8 protein-coding genes are annotated in these 11,796 nt (G+C 70.1%); 1 reads left to right on the forward strand and 7 read right to left on the reverse strand.

The annotated features are described in order from the left end of the window. Positions 1-8: 8 nt before the first annotated feature. A complete protein-coding gene (locus JGU66_12765; GenBank protein MBJ6761640.1) occupies positions 9-1,550 on the reverse strand; it encodes an MFS transporter in 1,542 nt (513 codons plus the stop codon). A gap of 1,958 nt (positions 1,551-3,508) precedes the next feature. Between JGU66_12765 and JGU66_12770 the strand changes: the two genes are divergently transcribed. Continuing rightward, on the forward strand, positions 3,509-4,690 hold the full coding sequence (locus tag JGU66_12770) for a hypothetical protein (protein ID MBJ6761641.1): 1,182 nt from the start codon (positions 3,509-3,511) through the stop codon (positions 4,688-4,690). Positions 4,691-4,785: 95 nt separating this feature from the next. On the opposite strand, the gene JGU66_12775 is transcribed toward JGU66_12770, so the two are convergent. From JGU66_12775 to JGU66_12800, 6 genes are all read right to left on the reverse strand, one after another. Continuing rightward, complete coding sequence (locus tag JGU66_12775) at positions 4,786-5,895, reverse strand: hypothetical protein (GenBank protein MBJ6761642.1); 1,110 nt, start codon at positions 5,893-5,895, stop codon at positions 4,786-4,788. 87 nt (positions 5,896-5,982) lie between these two features. Beyond that, positions 5,983-6,930 (reverse strand): hypothetical protein, encoded by a 948-nt coding sequence (locus tag JGU66_12780; protein ID MBJ6761643.1) that lies wholly within the window; start codon positions 6,928-6,930, stop codon positions 5,983-5,985. Positions 6,931-6,965: 35 nt separating this feature from the next. Beyond that, positions 6,966-8,294, reverse strand: coding sequence for an SBBP repeat-containing protein (locus JGU66_12785; protein MBJ6761644.1), 1,329 nt, complete (start codon positions 8,292-8,294; stop codon positions 6,966-6,968). An 11-nt stretch (positions 8,295-8,305) separates the two neighbouring features. After that, positions 8,306-9,130, reverse strand: coding sequence for a hypothetical protein (locus JGU66_12790; GenBank protein MBJ6761645.1), 825 nt, complete (start codon positions 9,128-9,130; stop codon positions 8,306-8,308). A 119-nt stretch (positions 9,131-9,249) separates the two neighbouring features. Then, positions 9,250-10,842: a S8 family serine peptidase gene (locus tag JGU66_12795; protein ID MBJ6761646.1), complete on the reverse strand. Its 1,593-nt coding sequence runs from the start codon at positions 10,840-10,842 to the stop codon at positions 9,250-9,252. Between the two features lie 91 nt (positions 10,843-10,933). Further along, positions 10,934-11,719, reverse strand: a complete 786-nt coding sequence (locus JGU66_12800) for a hypothetical protein (protein MBJ6761647.1) — start codon at positions 11,717-11,719, stop codon at positions 10,934-10,936. Between the last annotated feature and the right edge of the window lie 77 nt (positions 11,720-11,796).

Below are 11,796 nucleotides of genomic sequence, written 5' to 3' on the forward strand. Positions count from 1 at the left end.
GCGGAAGCTCAGGTGCCCAGGGCCGCAAGGCCCCGCGGGCGCAGGGCGCGCGTGGTCAGCACCAGGACGAAGAACGCGAGCGCCGCGGTGGCGGTGACGATGCGCACGCCCAGCCGGTCCGACAGCTCCGCCTGCCCGGCGACGCCCACCGTGTAGCCCAGGTTGATGAACACGGTGAACAGGCTGCTGATGCGCGCCTGGAGCGCGAGGGGCGCGCGCGCCTGGCACACCGTCTTCAATCCGCTGAACGTCAGCAAGTACACCGCGCCCAGGACGAACAGGGCCGCCGTCGCCACGGGCAGGGTGGGGGACAGCCAGTAGAGCGCGGTCGCCGGCCCCAGCACCACGAGCGCTCCCTCCAGGAGTCGTCGCTGCCCGAAGCGCCGCGCCGCCGCGCTCGCGAGGAAGGCCGCGATGACCGCGCCCGTGCCCTGCGCCGTCACGAGCAACGCGGTGGCCGAGTGACCCAGGTTCAGCACGCGCAGCGCGAAGACGGGCACCAGCCCGATGAACGGGGTGATGAGCAGGCCCACGCCCAGCACCGCGAGCAGCGCGAGGAAGATGCCGGGGTCCTCCCAGGCCAGTCGCGCGCCGTCCGCCATCCCTCGCCACAAGGGCTCGCGCCGCGTCGTCGGGGGGAGCGCGCCGCCGCGCACGCGCGTCATGGCCAGCAGCACCGCGCCGAAGGACACCGCGTTGATGAGCAGCGCCCAGGTGATGCCGCCCATGGACAGCACCAGCGCCGCCAGCGCGGGCCCCACGATGCGGCCCAGGTTGAACTGCGCCGAGTCCAGGCTCAGCGCGCTGTGCAGGTCCTCGGCGGGGACGACGGCGGCGATGAGGCCCGTGGCCGCGGGGATGACGACGCTGTTGAGGCTGCCGTTGAGCAGCGAGATGAGCGCGATGGCCGGCACGGTGAGGTGGTCCGTGTAGGCCAGCGCCGCGAGCAGTCCGGCCAGCAGCGCCTGGGCGCCCACGCACACCGCGAGGAACGCGCGTCGATCGAACCGGTCCGCCAGCACGCCGCCCAGCGGGGACAACACGAGGGAGGGCAGGTACGTCAGCGACGCGACCGCGCCTGTCCAGGCCGCCTCGCCCGTCACCTGCGTGACGTGGACGCCCAGCGCGATGGACTCCATCCACGTGCCGATGTTGGACACCAGGGTGCCCGTCCAGATGGCCGCGTAGTCGCGGTGCGAGAAGGCCCGGAACGAGGCGAAGCGCGGCGATGAGGGAGCGGACACGGGGCTTCGTTCTAACGCAGCTCCCGCGTGCCCGCTCGTGACAGAAGCGTCAGGGATGCGGCGCGGTGGCCAGCGCCCCCAGGAATCCGAGCGCGGACTGGCGGATGTTGGGGTTGGAGTCGTGCTGGCTCGTCCACGTGAGCAAGGGGAGCCCCTGCGGCAGCGCGCCCAGGTTGGCGCCCAGGAGGCCGACGACCTCGGCGCGCACCGCGTCCGCGCTGTCTCGCTGGAGCACCGTCCCCAGCGTGGGCAGCAAGGGGGGCAGGGCGCGGAAGCTCGCGGCGAACACGGCGCTCTTGCGCACATCGGGCGAGGGGTCCTCCAGCATCCGTGAGGCGAGCAGCCGGTCGGCTTCCGCCTCGGGGACCAGCCGCAGCGCCTCCACGGCCGCCTGCCGCACCGGGACGGAGGGCGAGGCCAGCGCCTCGCGAATCGTGGTCAGCGCGCCCGGGTCGCGCGTGTTGCCCAGCGCGCGCAGGAGGAGCGCCTGGTCCTCGGGCGTCTTCGCCGCGTGGAAGCGCGTGCCCAGCTCGCGTGAGAGGGCCTCCGCGCCGTGCGCGTCCTCGTCCCGGAGCTGGTAGGCGGAGTTGCCCAGCGCCAGCGCCGCCGTGTCGCGCAGCTCCGGGTGCGTGTCGTTGCCCAGGTCCCTCAGCGCCTGGATGCCCTCGGTGGAGGGCGTCTCCGCCATGCCGAGCGCGGCCACCGCGTCCGTGCGCACCGGCACGCCCACGGCGGCGTCATCCACCACCTTGGACAGCGCGCTCAGCGCCTCGGGGGTGCTCGCCGCGGAGAGCGCGCCCAGCATCGGGCTGGCCGCCAGGGGATCCATCCCCTCGTGCAGGAGGCCGGGCACCTTGCCTGCCTCCTGGGGCTCCAGGAGGAACAGGGCGCGCAGCTGCTCCAGCGCGTGCGTGCGCGCGTCGTCGCGCTCCTTCTCGTCCTTGGGCAGCGAGCGCAGGTCCTTCACCAGGTCGTCGAAGCGCTTGCCCGCGAGCAGCCGGCGGTACTGCTCCTTGGGGTCCTGCGGCGCGGCCTGGAAGCTGGCGAGCGGCATCGCGGTCAGTCGCGAGCGCTCCCGGTCCAGCAGGCCCACCAGCGTCGAGTCCCGCCCGCGCTCCAGCAGCTTCAGGCTCACGTGCAGCGAGTGGCTCACCTTGGGCATGCCGTCGCCCGCGTCCACGCCGAGCTGCTCGTCACCCTCCAGCAGCTCGGGCCACACGTCCTCGCCCACGTCGATGACGGCGCGGGTGCGCGCGTCCAGGCGCAGCTTGCTCGCGTCCACTTCTTGGAGTCCCTGCGACGTGGCCACGTGCGTATAGCCCCGCTTCGTCTTCTCATAGCGCTTCGCCTCGAGCCGGCGGTACGCGGCGCGGTAGAGCCCCGTCGCGTCCTGCTCGTCACTCTCCCAGGCGTCGCGCGGAGCGCCGGCCACCACGAACTGCGTGGAGGCCACCACCGAGCGCAGGATGCCCTGCGCGAGCACGTCCAGCCCCGGCTCCACGTGGACGGTCCGCACGGCGCCCGTGCGCTCCATCGTCAGGAAGATGGGCAGCGTGAGGCTCGCCGTCAGCGCGGCGCGCATCTGCGGCTCCAGCGCGTCCCGCCCCTCCACCGTCACCGACAGGTCCGTGAGCAGCAGCGCGGCCCGCGCCTCGACCTCCGTGTCGCGCGCGCCGGTGATGCCCACGCGCCACTCGCCCTGCACGTGGAAGCGCATCCCCGGCGGCACCTGCGCGCCTGGCTGCGAGGCCACGAACGTCACCTGCTGCGTGGTGTCCACCGCGTAGCGGAACTGCTGGCCTGGCACCCACGCACGCGTGCCGTCGGGCGTCCGCGTGGGCTCGGGCTCATCCAGCGAGGCCGCGGGCCGCGGCGGCCGAGCGGTGGGCCGGGTCTCCGCCACGGGCGAGGGTCCGGACTCATCGCCCGCGCGGCTCGCTCCCCACCAGCCCACGATTCCCAGCACCACGGCGAGCAACAGCAGGAGGCTGTGATGACGCTTCCAGGGCATGCGCATGCCCCAATCGCTAGCATGCTCGCCGGCCTCACGCCTAGTGTGTCCCGAAAGATTCATGCGAGTTTTTGCGGGGTGTCATGACAGGAGAAGGCCCCGGTCAGGGTTTAAAAATCTGTCAGGAGCGCCATAAAACTGACATACTATTAGTGAAATCGAATTGACACCCCATGCAAGGCGAAAGTATGACGATCTTTGTTTCCGCGTTTTTCGATGTAAGCGGAGACAAAACCAAGCAGGAGGGGGTCCCATGCATAAGTTGCGTCTGTTATCCGGCGTCGCCGCGGCGGTCTGTGCCGTCGTGGTTCCTCAAGTCGCGCTGGCGCAGGTGCCGTCGTATTCCGATCCGGTTGTCTATACGGTGGACACCGGCGCGTTTCCGGCGACGACGTATCCGTCCGGCTACCAGCTGGACAACAATTATCCCTGGAAGTCGTCGTACCCGTTCTCGCCCAACTACACGACGAGCGAGCAGCAGCTCATCATCAACCAGGAGGTCGCGCTGACCCACGGCACGCTGGGCACCGACCCGGCGGATGGCAAGCCGAACATCACGATTGACCAAGGGGTCATCCCCGAGGCCAACACGCAGAACGTGCAGCCGGCGGTGACGGTCACCAACGACAGCGCGTCGCTGCCCACGGGCAACCAGCCGTTCACCAAGAGCTACTTCCGCAACGAGGGCTTCGGCAACAGCCTGTTCGGCGCGGGCTATGTCATCGACGCGTCCATGACGGCCACGCCGTCCACGGGCGTGGGTGAGAAGCGCGTGGAGGCCTATGCCGAAGGCAAGGTGACGGCCACCGCGTTCAGCTTCCAGAAGGAGATTGTCCGAGGGCGCGCTGAGATTTCCGGCCAGCAGGGCGGCAACAACAGCGGCACCGCGAAGGTGTACGCCATGGGCCAGCAGATCTGGTCCGGCAACCTCTTCTACAGCTTCGAAATCACCCCCATCAACTGGAGCCGCACGTTCTTCTCCGCCTCGAAGACGTTCATGGTCGGCCCCGTTCCCGTGCGCGTCGCGGCGTCCGTCAGCGGCGGCGTGAAGCTGACCGTCACGGGCCAGATTGGCCCCACCGTGGCCCGTCTGACCGCCACCCCGGGCGGCTGGGCGAACGTCACCGCCTCCGCGGGCGTGGACATCATCATCGCGGGCTTTGGTGTCGAGGGCAGCCTGACCCTCATCAACATCAACCTGCCTGCCTTCGCCGAGCTGTTCTGGCCCTTCTACTCGCTGGATTGGACCCTGAAGGCCACCCTGAACCTGAACGCCCTGTCCGGCACCCTGAAGCTGTATGTCCGGATTGGCTTCTGGATCTTCAAGAAGACCTGGTGGCTGACCATCGCCAGCTGGGGCGGTATCAACCAGAGCTGGAACCTGTACACGAACAACGGCTCGTTGATTCTCGGCATGGACCCCATGGGCATGTGACGCCCGCGTGAGTCCTTTCACGGCCCGGAAGTTTTCATTCCGGGCCGTGTCTGATGGGTGAGTCTTGACGCACTACGAGTGAATGCTGGCGACGCCTAGGGGATGGCGGGGATGACGGAATCCGGCACGTTGGCTCGGATGAGCAGCCGGTTCAGCTCATTCACATACTCGCTCTGGAAGCGCTGCGAGCCGCTGAGGAAGCCCTGGGCCACGAGGATGTTGGACGTGGGGTCGGAGGTGACGGGGCGCACGTTGTGAGCGCGGACCCACTCGAGCGACTTCTCCACGGAGACGATGGGGTCGGACTTGCCGTTCTGGGTGACGAGCGAGTCGCCCACGCCCAGCTCGTGCGCCTTCTTGAGGTTGCCCTCGGGGACGACGAGCGGGTGCTCGGTGGTGACGCGCAGCACGCCGCCGGACTCGGTGTGGAAGGTGATGATCTCCTGCTCGGAGAGCCGCTGGTCCAGCGTGTAGTGCTCCACCGGGTTGTCCATGAAGGTGAGCGCCGCGAAGGTGGCGTTGGGCGTGAGCGTCACCAGGTCACGGCGGCCGGTGGCCAGCGCCTCGCCGATGGGCACGGGCCCGGTGGACAGGAGGACCTCCTGGTCCGGCGTGTAGCAGCCGGGCTCGCAGAGGGCGTCCATCTGGACGGCGACGGGCTTGTAGGTGCCGGGCACGCCCTGGATCTGCGCGCCGGTGTAGCCGGCCGTCGCGGAGCCCGGAGCGCCGGGCCCAGGCCACGGGGCGTAGGTGTTGTTGGGGTCCACGTACACCGGATACAGCCAGGTGCCGGCGAGCGCGGCGTTGTTCGCCTCCATCGAGAAGGCCGAGTCCCAGAAGCGCATGTCCAGGCCCCCCCACTGCGTGAGGCCGTAGGGATTGCCCTGCTGCCAGCGCTTGGCCCACTTCTGCCGCCCATAGCCCTGGTCGATGTTGAGTTGGTCGTACGTGCATCGGTAGTTGTAGGGGACCCAGGTGCCGCCGCCGCCGCCCCCACCCCCGCCGCCCGGATCATTGGGGTCGGTGTCCATCATCAGGGATTCGGGGAGGTTGGACTGCGGAGGGGCTTCGATGGCGGACGCGGTGAGCGAGCCACCCAGGGTCAGGATGAGCAGCGAATGTGACAATGCATTGCGCATGGCTTCCTCGGTGAGGACGACGGGCTGGAGCGACAGGGGGCGCCACGACAGGACGCGACCGGGCACCGCGCGTGGACTTCCACGGCGGTGCCCGGTCTGGTTCAGCGACGAGAGCGCCCGTCAGGGCGCTTTCTGGCTTTCAACGACAGGCTCTCAGGGCGTAAACGGGATGACGGAGTCCGGCACGTTGCCGCGGAGGATGAGGCGGTTCATCTCCTCCACGTACTCGCTCTGGAACCGCTGCGAGCCGCTGAGGAAGCCCTGCGCGACGACGATGTTGGACGTGTAGTCCGTGGTGACCGGGCGCACGTTGTACACGCGCGTGTGCTCGATGGACTTCTCCAGCGAGACGATGGTGTCGAACTTGCCATCCTGGTTCACGAGGCGGTCACCCACGCCCAGCTCGCGCGCCCGCTTGAGGTTGCCCTCGGGGACGACGAGCGGGTGCTCGGTGGTGACGCGCAGCACGCCGCCGGACTCGGTGTGGAAGGTGACGATCTCCTGGTCCGCCGCGTCACGGTCCAGCGTGTAGTGCTCCACCGTGTTGTCCATGAAGGTCAGCGCGGAGAACGTCGCGTCAGGCGTGAGCGTCACCAGGTCCATCTGGCCGGACTCGAGCGCGCTCTGGATGCCCATGGGGCCGCTGGACAGGAGGATCTCCTGGTCCGGGGCGTAGCACCCAGGCTCGCAGAGGCCGTCCATCTGGATGCCGGCGGGCTTGAACGTGTAGGGAATGTCCGTCTGGATTTGCGCGCCGGTGAGGGTGGCCGTGGTGCTGCCATACGCGCCCGGGCCCTTCCAGGGCGAGTACATGTTCGCGGGGTCGACGTAGATGGGGTACAGCCAGATGGGCGTCGCCAGGGCGGCGGCGTCGTTGGCCTCCGTCGAGTAGGACGAGTGCCAGTAGCGCATGTCCAGCCCGCCCCACTGCGTGGTGGCATACGGGTTCTGCTGCTGCCAGCGCTTGGCCCACCTCTGGCGGCCATAGGCCTGATCCGAGTTCAGCTGATCGAAAGTGCACCGGTAGTTGGTGGGCGCATAGGCCGCGAACGCGGGCGTGGACAGCACCAACGCCCCAATGACTGCGGTGAGTGTCTTCATCGTGTCTACTCCCCTGTGTGATTGGTGTTGCGCTGCTACGGTGTCGTCGCGAACTTCACGGCGAACACGTCCTGGCCGCCCGAGTTGGACCCCGGGCCGGCGAGTTCTCCGCTGGTCGTCCCCACCGCCACCGCCGTGGTCGCGCTCGTCAGCACGATGTCGCGCGCGTCATCGTCCGCGCTCGTGCCCCACTGCCAGGCGCGCACGCGGTTGCCGTAGCGATCGAACTTGGCGACGAAGGCGTCCGTGCCGCCGTGGTTGGCGTCGAGCGTCATCTGCCCGGTGGTCCAGCCGGCCACGTACGCATAGCCCTGCGAGTCCACGACGAGGCCGGTGGCGAGGCTCAGCTTGTTGGCCGCGCCAATGCGCTTGACCCACTTCAGGTCGCCGTTGGTGGCGTAGCGCATGAGGAAGGCGTTGGGGATGCCGTCGTTCTCCGACTGGCCCGTCTCCAGGTTGCTGTAGGACATGGCCAGCACGTAGATGCGGTCGACGCCGTCCTGCGCGACCTCCAGGGCCGCGTCGATGTCGGGCGTTCCCTTCTGGCGGGTCCACTGGTTGGCGAAGCTGCCGTCGAGCTGGCGCACGAAGACGTCCGTGGAGCCCGCGGCGGGGTTGCTACCCATGACGCCCTGCGTGGAGCCCACCACCCACGACATGCCGTCCGCGCGCGCGGAGACGCCCTCGCCGCGGTCATTGGCGAAGTTGGAGGACCCGAACGCGTTGCGGCCCACCGGCTGGCCCGTCAGGTCCAGCTCGTCCATCACCACGTCGAAGTCGTAGTTCTCCGAGTTCTGCGCGGCGCCCGCCAGCACGAGGTGGTCGTTGTTGGGGCGCAGCGTGGCGGCCAGCGCGTAGTCCTCCCCGGCGGTGCCGCGCTGGAAGATCCAGGAGCGATTGCCATTGGCGTCATAGCGCGTGGCGAAGATGTCCGAGCCGCCCGCGGTGAGCTGCCCGGGCAGCTCGTCCGAGGTGAGGCCGACCACGTAGGCCGAGCCGTCGCTGGCGGCGACGACGTCCCACGCGGAGTCATCCCCCCGCGAGCCGAGCTGGTGGGCCCAGTTGAAGATGAGGTTGTTGGTCAGCTTGGCGATGAAGATGTCCTGCGCGGCGCTCTGCTCGGACGGCTCGCCGAGCGCGCCGTCGGTGTTGCCCACGAGGAAGAGGCTCCCGTCGGGGGCCTGGGTGACGGCCGAGGGGCGGTCCGTGCCGGAGGTGCCAAACTGGAGCAGCACGCCGTCGCCGAGCGCCTGGGTGTGGACGACGGGTGCGAGGGATTGCGGCGCCTCCGCGGATTCCGGTCCGCAGGACGTGCCGAGGCACAGGATGCCGAAAGAAAGCCACCACCGCTGATTGAAAGACATTCGGAGACGCCTCATGGGTTGGGTTGCGGTTGCTGCTGCTGCTTCGCCAAGGCCCAGAGCGCGTCGAAACGCGTCCGGGCATAGACGAGGAGGTTCGCGTACTCACTGCCCTGGGCCTGGGCCTCGGTGATGAGCTGCTCGGCGCGGGGGCGGTCGTTGTAGAGGAGGATCATCATCAGCTCCGCCTTGTCCCCGGACAGCGAGCGCCGCAGGGCCTGGTCCTGGTTGGGCTTGAGGTTCTTCGCCGCCACCAGCGACTCGACGGTGTCGAGCACGTGCGCGCGCTCGGGGTTCTCGGTCCACTCGAGCGCCGCGCCCAGGTACTCGGTGCGGTACAGGCGCAGGAACTGGTTGTCGTCGTTGAAGGTGGTCTCCGACTCGGCCAGGAGGTCCTTCTTGGCCGCGGCGATCTGCTCGCGGTCCTGGTAGATGGCGTGGAGCCGCTGCTTCTCCGCGGGCGTCTGGAGCACCTTGCGCTGGAGCGTGCGGAACTCCGCGAGGTCCGGGTGCTGCTCCATCATCTTGTCGCGCAGGTCGTCCACGAACATGCGGGGGCGGCCCTTGCCCGCGCTGTCGCCCGGGCGGTGCGGCTCGGTGATGACCACGGCCGAGGGCTGCTCGACAGGGGGCGCGACCTTGGGGCTCGTGCGCGGCGCGGCGCCCGTCGTGGGCGCGGACGGAGCGGGGGCGCCTGGGGTGGCCACTTCGGGCGCGGGCGGCGGCGGGGCCGGATGCAGCAGGCTCCACGCGGCGAAGCCCGCGGCGGCGAGAAGGGCGGCGGCCCCCACGCCCAAGAGTGTCTTCTTCTTCTGTGGCGGCTGGGTGGGAAGGGACATGGTCGGCTCGGGTGACACAGGGGACGGACGGCGGGGAGGCGGCGGCCCCATTCCGGAGGAGGGAGCAGGGCCGCCGCCGCCTTCACGCCCCGGCGTGGGGGCGCCGGGGCGTGGAGCGACTAGAAGAGGTTGAGGCGGGTGAGCGCGGCGCGCAGGTTGGGGCGGTTGCCGATGCGGCGGGCGTCCGCGGCCTGGGCGCTGCCGGTGCTGGAGAGCACGTCACGCAGCGCGAGCGGGCTCAGCGGGAAGCGGCCGTGGCCGCGCAGGGCGCCCTGGATGACCGCCACGGTGCCGGTGACGATGGGGGACGCGCTGGACGTGCCGCTGAACGTGCCGGTGTACCAGCTGTCCTCGGTGCCGCCGTTGTAGAGGTCGCCGTAGCCGGTGGAGACGACGTTCTCGCCCCAGCCGTTCACGTCCGGGCGGCCGCCGAAGTTGGTCCAGCACATGGGCACGATGCCGTTGGAGGAGCCGGCGGCCACGACGATGGCGCCGGAGTCGCGCGTGTCGCGGTTGAAGAGGCCGCCGTACGCCGGGTCATCCATGTTCACGCTGCCGTTGCCCGCGGCCTCCACCACGGACGTGCCGTTGTAGGTGGCCTGGGTGATGGCGTCGAACTCGGCCTGCCAGTACTCCATGGCGATGTAGTTGCACTGGCCGAAGTTGCACGTGCAGGGCGTGGCGTCCGCGGGGCCCTGGCGGTGCAGCTCGATGAGGACCACGTTGCCCGGGCCCGCCGCGACGGCGGCGTTGGCGATGGCGCTCGCGGCGCTCTGCGCGCCAATGGCCTCGAAGCCCGGCGAGGCGCCGTGCGCGATGCCCGTCACGCCCGCGCCGTTGTTGCGCGCCACCATCTCACCCATCACCGCGGTGCCGTGGTTGCGCCACGCCGGATCGTTGAACTGCGTGCCGCCCATGTGGAAGAAGGCCGGCAGGTCCTCGTGGGTGGTGCGCCAGGCGCCCTCCACGTCCACGATGTTGATGCCCGCGCCGTTGCCGCCCGCCACCGTCCACGCGTACAGCGCGTCGACGCCGTTGGGGGCCGCGGCCAGGTAGCCCTGGTTGGGCTGGCGGTTGCCCACGCCGCTGAAGGCGAAGGGCGCGGGGGTGGTGGTGGCGGGCCCCGTGAGGGACGCGGGCTCGGTGACGGGCTCGGCGTACGCGGTCTCCACGCTGGGCAGCGCGTCCAGGCGGGCCACCAGGGCCTGCACGTCCGCGAAGGTGGTGCCCGCGCGCATGGGCAGCTCCACGTAGAGGTTCAGGTCGGCCAGCTCCTGGCCACCGCGCAGCTCACCCTCGCTGCGGCGCGCGTCCAGCAGGCGCTCCTCGGCCTTGAACAGGCGGTCCAGGCCGAGCGCGCGGGGCTCGTCGCCGGCCAGGCGCACCAGCGCGTCCACGTCCGACTGGATCTGGAGCGCGGACAGGCCGCGGGCGGTGAGCTGGTTGCCCTCGCGCGCGCTGCGCTCGGCGGCGAACTGGGCGAGGCGGCCATCGCGCACGCGCACGTGGGTGCCCTCATGGAACTTCACCACGACGCGGGGAACGGACACGTCGGCGCGCAGGTCGTGCAGCCCCTTGCGCGGCAGGAGCCGGGGAGCCAGCTCGCCCGTGCCGCGCGTGTCCGCGGCGGCGGCGGGAAGGGCCAGCGACATGGCGAGCGCCATCATCAGCCGGCGGGAAGCGACACTCTTCTTCGACGTCCTTGCTTGCATGAAACAGCCTCCTGGGGTGACTACAGCCGTCCGTCGCCCCGAGCCCTGAAGGGCCCGAGGTCGGGGGGAATGGTGGGAAAAGGGATGGCCGCTACTTGTTCGCGAGCGCCCACAGCGCGTCGAAGCGGACGCGGGCGTTCTCCAAGAGCGGTGCGAGCCGGGTGCCCTGCGCCCTGGCGAGGAGCGCCTCGGCGCGCGGCCGGTCGTTGTGCAGCATGACCATGAAGAGTTCGACCTTGTCGCCCGCGAGCGAGCGCCGCAGCTCCAGGTCCATGTCCGGCTGGATGTTCTGCGCGAGGATGAGGTCCTCGACGTCTTGCATCAGCGCGGGCCGCTCGGGGTTGTCCTTCCACTCGATGCCATTGCCCAGGTACTCGACCTGGTAGAGCCGGCGGAACTGGGCCTCGTCGTCGAAGCGCGTCTGGCCTTGGGCCAGCAGGTCCTTCTTCGCCGCCTCGATGACCTTGCGATCTTGATAGAGCGCCTGGAGGGATTGCGTCTCGTCCGCGCGGCGCAGCACCTTGCGCTGCAATTGGCGGAAGCGGGCGAGGTCCGGGTTCTGGGCCATGACGCGCTGGCGCAGCGAGTCCAGCGGCGAGCCGGGGCGCGCCAGGGCTTGGGGCGTGGGTGTCTGGGATTCGAGCGGCGCGCTCACGACCACCGGGTTGGTGGTGTCCAGCGGGCGGCCCGGGATGGTGGGCGAGGGCCCCTCGAAAGAGGGCAGGGGGAGCCGCGGCGCGGGCGCGGGCGTCTGGGCGACGACCGGGGGCGGCACGGGCTCGGGAGCGCCAAGGCGCAGCCAGGCGACGCCCGCGGCCACGGCCAGCGCGCAGGCAATCAAGGACAGCACGGACTTCGAGCGGGCACGGCGTGCCATGGCGAGGCCTCGGATGGCTGGGAATGGGCGGACGGACCCCCGCGGGGAGCGCGGGAGCCGTCCGGATCAACGTGAGT

The organism is Myxococcaceae bacterium JPH2, from assembly GCA_016458225.1.
Taxonomy (GTDB): Bacteria; Myxococcota; Myxococcia; order Myxococcales; family Myxococcaceae; genus Citreicoccus.

What these genes read in the sequence shown, in the direction of transcription:
- JGU66_12765 (MBJ6761640.1), bottom strand. Translation starts at nt 1,550, where the DNA reads ATGTGCGCAAGAGCGCCGTGTTCGCCGCGAGCTTCCGCGCCCTGCCCC.
- JGU66_12770 (MBJ6761641.1), top strand. Translation starts at nt 3,509, where the DNA reads ATGCATAAGTTGCGTCTGTTATCCGGCGTCGCCGCGGCGGTCTGTGCC.
- JGU66_12780 (MBJ6761643.1), bottom strand. Translation starts at nt 6,930, where the DNA reads ATGAAGACACTCACCGCAGTCATTGGGGCGTTGGTGCTGTCCACGCCC.
- JGU66_12785 (MBJ6761644.1), bottom strand. Translation starts at nt 8,294, where the DNA reads ATGTCTTTCAATCAGCGGTGGTGGCTTTCTTTCGGCATCCTGTGCCTC.
- JGU66_12790 (MBJ6761645.1), bottom strand. Translation starts at nt 9,130, where the DNA reads ATGTCCCTTCCCACCCAGCCGCCACAGAAGAAGAAGACACTCTTGGGC.
- JGU66_12795 (MBJ6761646.1), bottom strand. Translation starts at nt 10,842, where the DNA reads ATGCAAGCAAGGACGTCGAAGAAGAGTGTCGCTTCCCGCCGGCTGATG.
- JGU66_12800 (MBJ6761647.1), bottom strand. Translation starts at nt 11,719, where the DNA reads ATGGCACGCCGTGCCCGCTCGAAGTCCGTGCTGTCCTTGATTGCCTGC.